The sequence below is a fragment of the Nocardia amikacinitolerans NBRC 108937 genome (assembly GCF_001612615.1).
Lineage (GTDB): Bacteria > Actinomycetota > Actinomycetes > Mycobacteriales > Mycobacteriaceae > Nocardia > Nocardia amikacinitolerans.
On record NZ_BDAU01000019.1, the window covers coordinates 180,555 to 194,002 of the forward strand.

At 67.9% G+C, this 13,448-nt stretch carries 13 protein-coding genes and 1 pseudogene; 8 read left to right on the top strand and 6 right to left on the bottom strand.

The genetic code is table 11. The features are described from left to right. Positions 1 to 7 precede the first annotated feature (7 nt). Positions 8 to 712, top strand: coding sequence for a hypothetical protein (locus NAM01S_RS16080; RefSeq protein ID WP_067785943.1), 705 nt, complete (start codon positions 8 to 10; stop codon positions 710 to 712). A gap of 83 nt (positions 713 to 795) precedes the next feature. Here NAM01S_RS16080 and NAM01S_RS16085 read toward each other — a convergent pair whose 3' ends face one another. From NAM01S_RS16085 to NAM01S_RS16095, 3 genes are read right to left on the bottom strand one after another with little or no spacing between them, the layout of a single operon-like run. Beyond that, positions 796 to 1,725, bottom strand: coding sequence for an anti-sigma factor RsbA family regulatory protein (locus tag NAM01S_RS16085; RefSeq protein ID WP_067785945.1), 930 nt, complete (start codon positions 1,723 to 1,725; stop codon positions 796 to 798). Further along, a complete protein-coding gene (locus NAM01S_RS16090; RefSeq protein WP_218018407.1) occupies positions 1,722 to 2,078 on the bottom strand; it encodes an STAS domain-containing protein in 357 nt (118 codons plus the stop codon). The genes NAM01S_RS16085 and NAM01S_RS16090 overlap by 4 nt, the downstream gene beginning before the upstream one ends. A gap of 15 nt (positions 2,079 to 2,093) precedes the next feature. After that, entirely contained in the window at positions 2,094 to 2,486 is a 393-nt protein-coding gene (locus NAM01S_RS16095; protein ID WP_218018408.1) for a hypothetical protein, read from the bottom strand. A 388-nt stretch (positions 2,487 to 2,874) separates the two neighbouring features. Between NAM01S_RS16095 and NAM01S_RS16100 the strand changes: the two genes are divergently transcribed. The 3 genes and pseudogenes from NAM01S_RS16100 to NAM01S_RS16110 all read left to right on the top strand — a co-directional run bounded on the left by NAM01S_RS16100 (position 2,875) and on the right by NAM01S_RS16110 (position 5,567). Beyond that, positions 2,875 to 3,765 (top strand): tyrosine-protein phosphatase, encoded by an 891-nt coding sequence (locus NAM01S_RS16100; RefSeq protein WP_067785949.1) that lies wholly within the window; start codon positions 2,875 to 2,877, stop codon positions 3,763 to 3,765. A gap of 245 nt (positions 3,766 to 4,010) precedes the next feature. Beyond that, entirely contained in the window at positions 4,011 to 4,319 is a 309-nt protein-coding gene (locus tag NAM01S_RS16105) for a helix-turn-helix domain-containing protein (RefSeq protein ID WP_067785951.1), read from the top strand. Beyond that, positions 4,312 to 5,567: pseudogene (locus NAM01S_RS16110) on the top strand (type II toxin-antitoxin system HipA family toxin). The gene NAM01S_RS16105 and the pseudogene NAM01S_RS16110 overlap by 8 nt, the downstream one beginning before the upstream one ends. 22 nt (positions 5,568 to 5,589) lie before the next feature. Here NAM01S_RS16110 and NAM01S_RS16115 read toward each other — a convergent pair. Then, the gene (locus NAM01S_RS16115) at positions 5,590 to 6,042 is read right to left on the bottom strand and encodes a TY-Chap domain-containing protein (RefSeq protein WP_067785953.1); all 453 of its coding nucleotides are present in this window, start codon (positions 6,040 to 6,042) and stop codon (positions 5,590 to 5,592) included. 202 nt (positions 6,043 to 6,244) lie between these two features. Here NAM01S_RS16115 and NAM01S_RS16120 point away from each other — a divergent pair, with 202 nt between their 5' ends. The 4 genes from NAM01S_RS16120 to NAM01S_RS16135 all read left to right on the top strand — a co-directional run bounded on the left by NAM01S_RS16120 (position 6,245) and on the right by NAM01S_RS16135 (position 10,668). Then, a complete protein-coding gene (locus NAM01S_RS16120) occupies positions 6,245 to 7,894 on the top strand; it encodes a CocE/NonD family hydrolase (protein WP_253798867.1) in 1,650 nt (549 codons plus the stop codon). Positions 7,895 to 7,978: 84 nt separating this feature from the next. Further along, on the top strand, positions 7,979 to 9,355 hold the full coding sequence (locus NAM01S_RS16125) for a M20 family peptidase (protein ID WP_067785957.1): 1,377 nt from the start codon (positions 7,979 to 7,981) through the stop codon (positions 9,353 to 9,355). Beyond that, positions 9,352 to 10,191 (top strand): alpha/beta hydrolase, encoded by an 840-nt coding sequence (locus tag NAM01S_RS16130; RefSeq protein ID WP_067785959.1) that lies wholly within the window; start codon positions 9,352 to 9,354, stop codon positions 10,189 to 10,191. The genes NAM01S_RS16125 and NAM01S_RS16130 overlap by 4 nt, the downstream gene beginning before the upstream one ends. A gap of 9 nt (positions 10,192 to 10,200) precedes the next feature. Further along, entirely contained in the window at positions 10,201 to 10,668 is a 468-nt protein-coding gene (locus NAM01S_RS16135) for a 6,7-dimethyl-8-ribityllumazine synthase (RefSeq protein ID WP_067785961.1), read from the top strand. A gap of 21 nt (positions 10,669 to 10,689) precedes the next feature. Here NAM01S_RS16135 and NAM01S_RS16140 read toward each other — a convergent pair whose 3' ends face one another. Together NAM01S_RS16140 and NAM01S_RS16145 are read right to left on the bottom strand one after the other, a co-directional pair. Further along, positions 10,690 to 12,144 (bottom strand): neutral zinc metallopeptidase, encoded by a 1,455-nt coding sequence (locus tag NAM01S_RS16140; RefSeq protein ID WP_067785963.1) that lies wholly within the window; start codon positions 12,142 to 12,144, stop codon positions 10,690 to 10,692. Between the two features lie 259 nt (positions 12,145 to 12,403). Next, positions 12,404 to 13,345, bottom strand: a complete 942-nt coding sequence (locus tag NAM01S_RS16145; RefSeq protein ID WP_067785965.1) for an endonuclease/exonuclease/phosphatase family protein — start codon at positions 13,343 to 13,345, stop codon at positions 12,404 to 12,406. Positions 13,346 to 13,448 lie beyond the last annotated feature (103 nt).

Here is a 13,448-nt window from a genome sequence, read left to right on the forward strand (position 1 = left end):
GACGGAAATGATCGCTAGCAGAATCGCCGCCATCGCCATGATCATCGGTGCTCTGCTCACCGCTGGCTCGGGCACCGCCGATGCGTACGGCCCCTGGTCGTGTGCGCCAGACAACCCGTGGCAACCCACCGCGGAACTGTTCGGCACCTGGAACAACGCCACCATCACCGACCCGGCCGACCCCCGCATGGACGACCCGCTCACCCAGTTCGAGCTGGAGGTCGACCTCACCGCGGTCATGGAGGCGGGCCTGCCGGTCTCTTCCGAACCGGTCGACGGCGTGCACTGGTCGGAGCAATCCCAACAGATCACCTACGAACCCGCCCGCCGCTTCGAGTTCGCCTGCACCGGCCGCGACAACCTGTGCTGGATCGCTGACGACCTCCGGGTGCGCTACAACCAGCAAGCCGTCCTCGGCATCGAGTACCTGCCCGCCGACGACGAGCGAGCCGACGGGTTCCTCGTCCGCGTCCCGGGCGTCGACCTGATCGGTGTGCACGACGCGCTGATGGCCGACCCGGTGGCGCGAGAACGGATAGGCGGCGGTTGGGTCACCGCGGACGGCACGCTGATCTTCATCGCCGACCGAGCCGACCTCGACGTGGCGCGAGCCTTCATCGAAGGACTTGGCGCGCACTGGGATCCGGCCGCCGTACGCTACGGCGACCGTCAACTCGTCACTGGCTATCGCTTCCCGGGCGTCTACTTCTGAGCGCTCGTCATGGATCTGTCGCGGGTGACGTCCTTCGGCTCGGCGGGCCTCGACGTAGTGATCAGTGCCCTGCGCACGCTGAGTCAGAGGCCGAGATAGAAGCGAATCGTCGTGCCGTCATCGCCGGTGTGCACGCGCACCAGATCGGCCATGTAGTTCACCAGAATCAACCCTCGGCCACCGAACTGCCCCGGCTGAGGCGGCCTGCGACCGGCCAGGGGGTCGGTCAGGCGCCCGCCGTCACGCACCTCGCACACCAGCTGCCCGTGCTCGGCCCAGATCGCGAAAGTCCCGCTGCCACCGCCGTGCACCACGCTGTTGGTCGTCAGCTCTCCGACGGCGAGCTCGACATCCTGCAGCCGCACTCCCGTGAGGCCCAGCTTCCCGGCCTGCTCGACGGCGAAGTACCGGACCGCTCGAAGCTCGTCCGCGCCGAAGGAAAAGACGGCGGCATTCGGCGCCTGCGGCAGCGACTCGTTGTAGCGGGCCACGATCGACTGCCAGTCGTAGACGTCGCTGGCCGCCTCGAGCCCGTCACTGATGACGGTCGGGTGGGTGACGCGCGCGTCGGCCAGCACACCCGCGTCCAGTCGCGCCTCGTCGTAGGGGCACAGGATCGTCACCGCGCGCCCTTCGAACGCCGCGTTGATCAACGCTTCGTGCTGCGCGCACGCGGGGTACTCCACCGCGCTGCGTCCGGCCCAGATCGGCTCGCCGATGATGCGCACCCGCCCCTCGGGATGCGAGTCGGCGAATCCCCTGAGCACCTTGGGAATGATTCGTCCTGGGTTGCGGCCCGCTTCGGTCATGTCCAGGAACAAGATGCCGTCGGCGTCCGCGCCCAACCCGTTCTGTATCAGTTCGAGGTTGGGGCCGGGCACCGCGACGGCCATCGGCTCACCGGCCGCCATGCCCTCCCGCAGGAACGACACCGTCTGTCGCGTGTACTCCTGTTCGGTGCGGTAGAACAGGGCAGGATGCTCGAACGCCTCGCTTGCGGCCACTGCACTCATCGCGGCGTCACCTCGATTCGATTCAGGTTCGGCCAGAACATCTCGAGTACCCGCGGCAACGACGAGGGCGGATGTACCACCACCACCCGCCCGGCGGACAAGCTCATAACGGTCACCGCCAGCGCCGTCGCCCCGGACACATCGATGTAAGCCACATCCGACAGCTCGACGTAGGAGACGTTCGTGTGCCGCCTGGCCAACTCGGCAAGAGCGTCTTCCCAGGAAGAGCGGGTGACCGCGGTGATCTCGCCGCTGGCGCGAACCCCGGGACGATCGGGCAGCGGGCTCACCACCAGCTCGGCAGGCACGGGCAGCGCCCGTTCGGACTCACCCACCACGTGCGGTGCATCCACGCTCGGACTCCTTCGTCACCATCGGCCGCCGCTACCGTCACAGCCACGAGCAGCGGAAGGACGAGCTTCCAGCGGCACAGTGTATCCGGGTGGCCGACGTTGCCAGTCACCTGGGATCGGCCCGGCGGCGTCGATCATGCCCGCCGCCACGGCGGTGGCGACCTGGGCGATGTCGCGCACCTGGCTGGTCAGGTTGCCCGCCATGGCGTTCACCGAGTCGGTGAGGTCCTTCCAGGTGCCGGACACGCCGGGCACCTCGGCCTGACCGCCGAGCCGCCCGTCGGTGCCGACCTCGCGCGCGACGCGGGTGACCTCGGAGGTGAACAGCGAGAACTGGTCCACCATGCCGTTGAACACCGTCGCGATCTCACCGAGCAAACACTCCCGGTCCGAATGGGCACGCCACACGCCGCGGCACCGCGCATGGCGGGTCGCTGGCGAGCGGCGACCCCGCGTGGCAGGCGCTTGGGCGAGCACGACCGCGGCCGGGGCGGGGATGGTGTGTTTGCTCGGGGCGGTTAGCGGCTAGGCCATTGGTGCCGGGCGAGGTTGAGAAGCCAGCCTCGCCCGGTCTCACAGATTCGTTCAGCGCGGGCAGCCACCCGGTTTCGGCCCCGCGAACGGCGAGAAGTCATGGGTCGGCTACGGTTTCGAGGATGCCACCGAGTTGCCGGGGCGAACGGCGGCGGTGCGGGGGTAAGAACGAATACCGTTGGGCGGGTTGCGAGTCCCGGTGAGCGGGTGGGGTCACGCGAACCTGAGAGGTTCCTTAGAACGCGTTCTAGTGTCGCCGGGCATGAAGATTTCATTCATTGCTCTCATCGGTGCGGCGTTCAGTGCGCTGGCCCTCGTTTCCACTCCCCTTCCGCCGAGCGCGGTGGCCGAGCCGACGGTGGAGGCGTCGGCGACGCGGATCGACTTGCAAGGGGCCGTCAATGTTCGGGATATCGGCGGGTATCGGACGTATGACGGGGAAAGGGTCAAGTCGGGCAAGGCGTTTCGCGCCGATTCGCTGGAGAAGTTGACGGAGGCGGACGTGCAGAAACTCGGGACGTTGAATTTGCGTGCGGCCGTGGATCTTCGGACTCCGGCCGAGGTGCAGTTCGCGGGGCCGGACAAGCTGCCCGCGGGGGTCCAGGCGGTGGCGCGGCCGATCGACGACACCGGTCTGTTCCAGCAGATGTTGCAGGCGATCCAGTCGCGCGATCCGCAGAAGCAGGAGGAGCTGCTCGGCAACGGACGGGCCGAGCAGATCATGGCAGGTGTGTACCGCAGCTTCCTGGGTGACGCCTCCCGCAACGCGTTCGGGCAGACCATCCGCGATCTGGCGAACTCCGACAGGGCCACGCTCTACCACTGCACGGCGGGCAAGGACCGCACCGGCTGGCTCACCTACGTGGTGCTGCGGGCCGTCGGCGTGCCGGAACGCACCGCGCGCCAGGACTACCTGCTGTCCAACCAGTACCGCGCCGCCGCCGACGCCAAACTGCGGGAGCAGGTGAAACAGGCTGGGCTGATGCAGAATCCAGATTTGCTGATCCCGCTGCAGGAGGTGCGCGACGCCTACCTGAACACCGCGATCCAGCAGATGGAGCAGAACTACGGCGACTTCGGCAAGTTCCTCACCCAGGGACTCGGCCTCGATCCGGGCACGATCCTGAAACTGCGCAAGAACCTCGTCGGCTGACACCCCGCTCCCGAGCCCTCGCCACCCGGGTGGCGGGGGCTCGGTGCGTGAACGGAGCCGCCGATCGCTCTCCGCCAGCGTGTTATCACTGCGATGACAACGATTAGCGGCACGATCCCGCCAACTTCGCGCGAATGAATCCGCTATCGTTGCCATCGCACCGTTAAGGTTCGCATGACGCCAAATGCCCGGGGTCTTCCTGCACCTCGCAGCATTAACATTTCGATAGCAACGATAGGAGGCGAATGGCCAGGCCACGACCCCGGCGACGAGAGCGCGACACCTCCGGCCCGCTCGCCGACTTCGGCGGCTTCATTGCCGCGCGCCGACGCACGCTCGAGCTGACGCAACTCGACGTCGCCGACCTCGCCGATGTCGGGGTGTCGTCAGTACGCAATCTGGAGGCCGGGCGGACCTCACCGACACTCGCGGTGGCCTTGCGAATCCTGGACGCACTCGGACTGACGCTCGTAAGCATGCCGCATACGGATGCCAGGACTCTGACCGGCACCACCGTCGAACTCCGCGCTTCGAAACCGGGCAACGATGACTGAAGCGCTGGATCTCGAACGACTTCGAACCGTCGATGCGGCGGATGTCTACAAGGCCGGCCGCCTTGCGGGCCAGCTGCGCCGCGCGCACGACGACGTCGAGTTCAGCTACGCCGAGCCCTATCTCACCGATCCGACGGCACCGGCGATCGCCTTCACGCTGCCGAAGCAGAAGGGCTCTTTTCGGTCGACCGGAGGATCGGTCCCCGCCTTCTTCGCGGGTTGCTACCCGAAGGTCTGCGGCTCACCGCGATTACCACGGCAACTCGAACCAGTGAGGACGACCACTTCAGCATCCTGCTCGCGGTGGGCGCCGACACGATCGGTGACGTCCAGGTATTGCCCGCCGGAAGAGCTCCCACCGACCCGCCGCCATTGTTCGGCGAGACCGACACCGCGAACTCCGATTTCACGATGCTGTTCACACGGGCGACGTCGACCGATGTCGATGATCTCGACAGAACCGCCCTTCCCGGCGTCCAGATCAAGGTATCGGCACAGATGATCTCGACTCCGGTCTCCACCGTGAACGGCCCAGCCATTCTCAAACTGAACCCGCCCGAGTATCCATTCCTGGTCGAGAACGAGAGCTTTTTTCTCGACATGGCCAGCGCATGCGGCATACGAGTTCCGCGCCACCAACTGGCTTCTGACAAGAACGGTCGAACCGCACTCTTCATCGACAGATTCGACCGACTCGTCGAGGAAGGGCGAATCCGGCGCATGGCGCAGGAGGACGCCTGCCAAGTCCTCGGAAGATATCCGGCCGCGAAATACCGGATCACTTTGCAGGAGGCGATCAAGGGCCTTGCCGAGGCGGTCACCGAAGGTGGGGGCTCGCGACCACTGGCGATCTTGCAGCTGCTCGAAATGGCCGCGTTCAGCTACCTCATCGGAAACGGCGACCTACACGGCAAGAACCTTTCGATTCGACGAACCCCTGACGGAATCTGGGAAGTGACCCCGGCGTACGACCTGCTCAGTACCCAGCCGTACCTGAGCTGGAACGATCCAATGGCACTTTCGTTGTATGGGCGAGCTGGAAAGCTCGGCCATCGCTGGTGGACAGACGCAGCCACCCGCCTCGGCATCCCGCAACGGGCGATCAACCGGAGCTTGGCACGCATCACAGACTCAGCAGAGCCGTGGATCGATCGTGTATCGGAAATCGGGTTCGAGGACAAGACAACCCGCCGTCTGGCAACGCTGATCTCGGAACGGCGTAAGGAGCTTCTGAAGCCCACACCGTAATTCACGCGGGGCTCGGTGGTGTTCAGTTGTTCGTGCTGGGTTTCGAGATGAGGCCGAGGACGGTGAGGTCCAGGTCGCCGGAGGCTTCGGTCCAACCCATGGCGCGCAGTTCGGTGGGTGCACCGACGCCGAGGGCGTGGTGCAGGCCGAGGGCGACGGAGCGGGCGAATTCGAGGAGCACGGTTTCGGCGAGCGGCCAGAAGAGGCTGCGTTGCCAGTTGTCGATCTCGCGGCGGGAAATCGGTTCCTGCCAACCGAGTTCGCGGAGCATGCGCTCGGCGTCGGACGACATCGGCCGGTCGAGATAGCGATTGCCCGCGAGCTCGGCGGACAGCTTGATGTCGTACTGCACGAATTGGACGTAGCGGTTGCCGGGCGCGGCGATGATCAGTGTCGCGCGCGAGGGCAGTTGGGCTAGGCAGCGGGCCAGTGCCTGCACGAATCGGTCCCAATCCGTGGTCACCGGCTCGCTCATCTTTCCCCCGGTCGATCGCACTGGAGCCCGATCATACGCCGACCTGGCTCAGACACCAGAGTGAATCTTGGTGGCGCGATGGAAGGTTCGCGGGATTGATGCGGTTCGGCGACAAGTCTCACCGCCGCGGCCGCCGAGCGGTCCCCCGCACCCCAGATTCCGGGGCTGGACGCAAGCCCAGGTGAGGCACGATAGTCCTCTGGTGCGAGTGGGTTCTGTGGTGGCGCGGGTGGCGGCCGGGGTGGCGTTGATGCTCGGGATGGCGGTGCCCGCCGCGGCCGAACCGCCCGGTGCGCCGTTCACTTGGTGGCAGACCTACCTGACCGCCCCGGACGGCACCCGCCTGCATGCCGACGTGCTGCGCCCGCCGGGGATCGCCGACGACGCCAAGACGCCGGTGCTGCTCACGGTGAGCCCGTACCGCTCGCACCTGGCCTACCTGACCCATCCGCTGCCGGAGGGCGGCCCGTCCGTCGAGAACCTGCCGGTCGAGCAGGCGCTGCGCGCGGGCTACACCTACGTGCTGGTGGATCTGCGCGGGTTCGGCGGCTCGAACGGTTGTCCGGACTACGGCGGGCCCGGCGAGCGCTCGGACGTGGTCACCGCGGTGGAATGGGCTGCCGCGCAACCGTGGTCGACGGGGCGGGTCGGCATGACCGGCACCTCGTACGAGGCGTGGACGGGCATGCTGGCGCTGGCGGCCAAGCCGAAAGGCCTTGCCGCGGTGGCCGCGTTCGCGCCGGTGGTCGACCCGTACTCGTACCTGTACATGCGCGGCGTCTCCTGGAAGTTCTCCGGAAAGCCGGTGACCGACAACGGTATCCGTCCCGCCGACCAGGTCGGGTTGGAGCATCTCGCGATCGCCTCGACCCCGGCGCACTGGGAAGACTCCCCCGAATACCAGGCCAACGCCGTGAGCATGCCGCCGGGCTGCGCCGAGCGCTACGTCGATCTCACCACCGACCACGACGCCGCCAACCCCGGATGGGTCGAGCGCGACCTGGTCGACGACTTGCGCGGCAACACCATTCCCCTGTTCGTGAGTCAGGGCTTCCTCGACGGCAACACGCGGGCGGATCGCGTCTTCGAGATGTGGCAGGGCCTCGGGCCCGGCGAACACCGCGCCTGGTTCGGCCAGTGGGGTCACACCGACTGCCACGAGAAGTGCGGCACACCGTTTTTCGACGCCGAGATCATGGCGTTCTTCGACCGGCACGTCGCTGGCAAGGACGTCGAGGTGCCCGGACCCCGGATCAGGGTCGGCCAGTTCGACGGCGGCTGGCGCTCCGAGACCGCCTGGCCGCCCGCCGATTCCGAGCGCGTCACCGTGCAGTTGCGGACCGGCACCTACACCGACCGCGGACTGCTGCCCGGCCGCGACCGCGAGATCTGGTCGGTATCACAACCTTTGGCGGAACCGACGCACCTGTCGGGCGTGGCGACGGCGCGGCTCCAGCTCGCAGGTCCTGAGTCCGCCACGGTCACCGTCGAGCTCTACGACATCGCCCCCGACGGCCGCGCGACCATCATCACCCGCGGCATCGCCCCGGTCCGCCCGGACACCGACATCCGGCTGCTGGCTCAGGACTGGCCGCTGGCCGCGGGACACCGGCTCGGTGCGAAGATCACCGACGTGATCGACGACGTGTGGTCGCACGCGCCGAGCAATGCCGCCGTCACCGTGCATTCCGCACGCCTCGAACTGCCCGTGCCCACCGCGACGCGCAGCCCCGATCTCCCCGGCGGCACGCCCGACTGGCACGCCAGATGGCGGACGGAGAAGACCTTCCCCGTCGCACCGGACATCCTGAACAACCCGGCGACCGCCATCGACCTGCCCCGGGCACGGTGACCCCGCCCGTCCGACCGGTCGGTCTCCCGTCTCGCACCGAGTGTTGAAGAATGCAGTGATGCTCACGAACCCCACCGGTGCCCGATGACGCCGGAGACCACTCCCACCGACGTCGACGACCGCGTCGCCGAGCGGCTCGCCGCGGCCCTGCGCTGCGCCACGGTCTCCACCGAGGATCCGACCGGCGCCGCCGACGAAGCCTTCGAGCAGCTCGCCGCGCACTTGGAGCGCTCGTTCCCGCTGGTGCACGCCGAACTCGAGCTCCAATTGTTCGGCCACAGCAGGCTCTACCGCTGGCCGGGCACCGAGCCGGATCGGGTGTCCGCGATCCTGCTCGCCCACCAGGACGTGGTGCCGGTCGATGACGCGCGCCGCTGGACGCATCCGCCCTTCGACGGCGTGGTGGACGAGGAGTTCATCTGGGGTCGCGGCGCCATCGACGACAAGAGCAGGCTCATCGCCATCCTGGAGGCGGTGGAGGCCGCGCTGGCCGCGGGCCTGCGACCCCGGCACACCATCTACCTCGCGTTCGGGCACGACGAGGAGATCTTCGGCGACGAAGGCGCCGTCCGGATGGCGGAGCACCTGCGCCAAGCCGGGGTGCGGGCGGATCTGCTGTTGGACGAGGGCGGTGTGATCACCGAGGGCGTCGCCGACGGCGTGGACCGTCCGGTGGCGTCGATCATGCTGGGCGAGAAGGGCTATGCCACCGTGCGGCTGCGGGTCCAGGAGACCGGCGGGCATTCCTCGATGCCGGGCAGGCAGACCGCCGTCGGCCGGATCGCCAGGGCTGTCGGTCGGGTGCAGGACCATCCGATGCCGTTGCGGCTGACGCCGGTGATTGCCGACATGCTGTCGCGCCTGCGCGCGGCGATGCCGGAGACGCGCAGGCGGCTGCTCGGCATCGCCGGGCTCGCGGGACCGATGATCACCCGGATCATGGCCGCACGCCCGCAGACCGAGGCGCTGGTGCGCACCACCACAGCACCGACCGTGATCAGCGGCGGTGTGAAGGCGAACGTGCTGCCCCAGCGCGCCGAGGCGCTCGTCAACTTCCGCATCCTGCCCGGCGATTCGGTGGCCGGGGTACTCGCGCACTGCCGCAAGGTGATTCGCGATCCCGGTGTGCAGCTGGAGCTGGTCGGGATGTCGTCGGAACCCTCGCGGACCACCGCGCCGGGCCCCGCGTTCGAGTTGATCGCCCGGCTCGCCGAGCACATCGTTCCCGGCGTCGCGGTCACGACCGGCCTGGTGCCCGGCGCCACCGACTCGCGCCACTACGACGACCTCGCCGCCACCCGGTGCAACTTCGCGCCTATCGTGCTGACCCAGGCCGACCTGGCGACAATCCACGGAACGGACGAGCGCATCTCCCGGGTGAACTACGCTCGGCTCATCGAGTTCAATCGACGGCTGATCGAGGAACTCGCGCACGGATCGACCCGAGAGGAGCGCAGGTGACCCGCACCGAGGATGGCGATTTCGAGGGCACTGGCAGCCGGATCGCTTGGCGCGCTTGGCTTCCCGAGACCACGACCAAGGCGGTGATCGTGCTGGTGCACGGCATCGCCGAGCATTCCGGCCGGTACGCCCACGTCGGGAAGCGGTTGGCCGAAGCGGGTTTCGCGGTCTACGCGCTCGATCACCTCGGCCACGGCAAGTCGGCGGGCAGCAAGGCGAACATCGGCTCGATGGAGGGCTCCGCCGACAACGTCGAGGGCATGCTCGACATCGCCGCCCGCGAACACCCCGGCGTGCCGAAGTTCCTGCTCGCGCACTCGATGGGCAGCCTGATCGTGCTCTACCTGGCCACGCGCGCGCCGATCGACGTGGCGGGTATCGTGCTCTCCGCGCCGCCGCTCGACATCGAGGTCGGCAACCCGGTGCAGCGACTACTGGCTCCGGTGCTGTCCAAGCTGACGCCGAATCTCGGTGTGCTGAAACTGGATTCGTCGATGATCAGCCGCGACCCCGCGGTGGTCGCGGCCTACGACGCCGACCCGCTGGTCTACCGCGGCAAGCTGCCCGCGCGCACCGGCACCGAGATTTTGAACGCGACCGCAACGGTCAAGCAGCGGCTGGACAAGCTCACCGTTCCGCTGCTGGTGATGCACGGCACCGCGGACGCTCTCGCCGCGCCGTCCAGCTCGGATCTGATCGAACGCGACGCGGGGTCGAAAGACCTGACCGTCATCCGCTACGAGGGGCTCTACCACGAGATCTTCAACGAGCCGGAGCAAGATCGGGTGCTGATCGATGTGGTGGCATGGCTGGAGGCGCACGTTACCCAGCCGTAAGATCCGGTCATGGGAACCACACCGAACGGATCCGTCGCGTTCGTCCGCGCCACCTGGCACAGCTCGATCGTCGGCAAGGCCCTGGAGGGCTTCACCACCGAGTACACCGACCTCGGCTTCGACCCGGCCACCATCGATGTCTTCGAGGTGCCCGGCGCGTTCGAGATCCCGCTGCACGCCAAGCGACTCGCCAAGACGGGCAAGTACTCGGCGATCGTGGCCGCCGCGCTGGTGGTCGACGGCGGCATCTACCGGCACGACTTCGTGGCCTCGGCCGTGATCGACGGGCTGATGCGGGTGCAGCTGGACACCGACGTGCCGGTCTTCTCGGTGGTGCTCACCCCGCACCACTTCCACGAGCACAGCGAGCACGTCGACTACTTCACCGGCCACTTCGTGACCAAGGGCGCCGAGGCCGCCCGCGCACTGGCGACCACGCTCAGCTCGCTGCGCTCGCTGCCCGCCACGGCCGGTTAGGTCCGGCCGCGGCGGACCGGCTCACTTGAACTTGGTCATGCAGGCCTGCTCGCCGTCGAGCACGCCGGTGCGGAACGCCTCGAGCCGCTGGTAGCCGCTCTTGACGACCTTGCCGTCCACGTCCGCGGCGGCGAGCCCGTCGGCGAGCAGGCCGGAGACCGCCTCGTCGAGGTCGTTCGCAGACAGGCGCGGATCACTGGTCGGCTCGCTCAGCTTGGTGGTGAACGCGCCGCTGAGGCAGGCGGTGCGCAGGCCAGCGGTCTCCGCGCCGGTCAGCGAGAGCTTGCGATCCTGCTGGACGGCGAGCATGTAGCGGGAGACGAACACCACGAAGGCGTTGTAATCGCCCTGCACGACAGCCGACAACGGCTCGTCGTCACCGTCGAGCGGACCGCCGCGCTCGGCCAGTTCCGGAATATCGGTGCCGATCTTGTTCGAGCTCGGGCAGTACGACACCGGTTCGGTGGTGGTGACCTTCGAGCAGTTGCGCACCACACCGGTGTAGTCGAACTGCGGCGCGTCGGCGATCGGGAAGTTCTTCAGCAGCGCCTGGCTCACGCTGGTCAGCGAGGCCTGGTCGACCGGGAGCTGCTGGCTCTCCTCGTCGTCCACCTCGAAGGTCACCGGCAGACCGCCGCGGCGCTGCTCGATCTCTTTCCTGTCGATCCTCTTGCACGCCTCCGCGCCGTCGGTGTAGCCGAGCTGCACGGCGGTCACCCGCTCGAACGCCGAACCGTGCACGTTGTCGGGGTCGCTGGGATCGGTGTCGCGCACGGCGATGGTTGCGCCGAGCACGCCGTCCAATCCGTCGGTCATGTTCATGGTGAAGTGCGGCGAGTCGCCCTCGGCGACGTGCCGCAGGAACACACCGGCCAGGCAGTCGGCCTGCTGCTCCTTGACCAGCCCGCCGGTGAACAGCCCGGCGATCTTGGCCTGCCCCTGGATGGCGTGGCCGTACTCGTGCGCGAGCACCATCACCACCGACATCGGACCGTACTTGTCCTCCAGCAGCGGCAGCAGCACCCTGCGGTCCCAGCCGATGGTGTGGTCGAGCCCGCAGTAGGCGGCGTTGACCAGCTTGTGGGTGTCGGTCTTGCAGAACTTCACCGACTGCTCTTTGGGTGCGCGCGCGTCCCAGGAGATGTACTTGTTCACCGGCTCGAAGGTGCCGGGAAAAGTCTTGGCGTACTCGGCTTTCCAGAACTCCTCGATGTCGGCGATGGCATTGAGGGCGAGCTGGTCGACCGGTCCGCCGTCGCCGTTCTCCGCGGTCAACGTCGTGTCGGGGACGCCGGGACGCGGACCGCTCGGGCCGGTGTTGCTTGCCGCGCCTGCCAGCATCCACGGGTTGTTCGGATCGGTGGCGGCGGCGTTCTCCGAGCTCGTCGTTGTCTGCGAACTCGCGCAGCCCGCGAGCGTCGCGCCCACCGCCACCAGCACCGCGATAGCCGCGAACCGCAGCCGTTTGGTCCTCATCAGGTCTTCCTCCCCGGTCCCGCGCGGGCACCCGCCCGCGCCGCCGCCGGACGGTGGTCTACCCACACCGCCGGTCGAGCGTTCACATGGTAATCGCTGACTCTCGTTCGCGCGTATCGCCTTGCGCGCCCTGAACTCACGCGTGCCCCGCACCCTCGAGGCGCGAACTCGTGCGTCGCCACACACCTTGTACACGCCGCACACAGGCGGTGCTTATGTGCGGCGTGCAGACGGTGTGTGGGAACAGCTGCTCGGGTGTTCAGGCATCGAGGCGCAGCACCGCGAAGACCGCGCGGTGGTCCGATCCGGGGATCGAGAGGCTTTCCATTTCCTCGGCGGTGCCGCCCGCGACGAGGATGTGGTCTATTCCGATCACCGGTCCCCAAGCCCGGTCGGTGGGATAGGTGGGCAGCGGACCCGCGCCCGCGAGGTCGGCGGCGGAATCGAACCGGCCGCGCACCAGGTCGCGGAAGGCCGAATGATCCCGTGTCGCATTGAAATCCGCGCCGACGACGGCCGGACCGGTTTGGGCGTCGAGGATTTCGCGGACGCGGCGCATCTCCGCGCTCCACGCCGCGAAGTCCAGCGGCGGCGGCATCGGGTGGAAGGCGTAGACGGCGACGGGGCCGCGCTGCGGGTGCTCCATGATCGCCGAGAGGTTGTTCATGACGAAGCCGTCGTATTTCCTGGTGTCGCGCAATGGGTATCGGCTGAAGATGCCGGTGCCCGCGCCCCATTTCCCGGGTTCCAGGTAGTGGTACGGGAGATCACCGGCCAGTTCGGTGGTCAGCCGCGCGGCCGATTCCGGTGTCAGCTCCTCGAGGGTGAGCACGTCGACGCGGCGCTCGCGCACCTCACGCACCACCACGGGCAGGTCGGCGCCACCGAACAGCAGATTCGACTGGAGCAGTCGAATCTCCGGTCCGCTGGCCGCTCGCCCGTCTGGCACGAAGAGCGGCAGCTGCGTCCACAACACCCCCACCACGACGACACCCGCGGCGGCCGCGCTGCGCCACCCGCGCGCCACGACGAACAGCAGCAGTCCCACGATCGCGCCGAGCATCAGATACGACGCCCCGGAGGCGACCAGCACCGGCAACCGCCGCTGCCAACTGCTGAAGTACAAGACGATGCCCACGAGTCCGACGACGAGGGCGCACCACCCGAGACCGAGCAGCACCCGGTTCACCCATACACGCATGCGATCGACCCTAAGCGGGTTTTCCTGGAGAAACCTTTCGCGCCGCATAACGCCACAGGATCCGCACACTTCCTACACTTGGCGGCAGATTCCGCGGAAAGGG

What these genes read in the sequence shown, in the direction of transcription:
- NAM01S_RS16115 (WP_067785953.1), bottom strand. Translation starts at nt 6,042, where the DNA reads ATGAGCGAGCCGGTGACCACGGATTGGGACCGATTCGTGCAGGCACTG.
- NAM01S_RS16100 (WP_067785949.1), top strand. Translation starts at nt 2,875, where the DNA reads ATGAAGATTTCATTCATTGCTCTCATCGGTGCGGCGTTCAGTGCGCTG.
- NAM01S_RS16080 (WP_067785943.1), top strand. Translation starts at nt 8, where the DNA reads ATGATCGCTAGCAGAATCGCCGCCATCGCCATGATCATCGGTGCTCTG.
- NAM01S_RS16145 (WP_067785965.1), bottom strand. Translation starts at nt 13,345, where the DNA reads ATGCGTGTATGGGTGAACCGGGTGCTGCTCGGTCTCGGGTGGTGCGCC.
- NAM01S_RS16125 (WP_067785957.1), top strand. Translation starts at nt 7,979, where the DNA reads ATGACGCCGGAGACCACTCCCACCGACGTCGACGACCGCGTCGCCGAG.
- NAM01S_RS16085 (WP_067785945.1), bottom strand. Translation starts at nt 1,725, where the DNA reads ATGAGTGCAGTGGCCGCAAGCGAGGCGTTCGAGCATCCTGCCCTGTTC.
- NAM01S_RS16105 (WP_067785951.1), top strand. Translation starts at nt 4,011, where the DNA reads ATGGCCAGGCCACGACCCCGGCGACGAGAGCGCGACACCTCCGGCCCG.
- NAM01S_RS16135 (WP_067785961.1), top strand. Translation starts at nt 10,201, where the DNA reads ATGGGAACCACACCGAACGGATCCGTCGCGTTCGTCCGCGCCACCTGG.
- NAM01S_RS16140 (WP_067785963.1), bottom strand. Translation starts at nt 12,144, where the DNA reads ATGAGGACCAAACGGCTGCGGTTCGCGGCTATCGCGGTGCTGGTGGCG.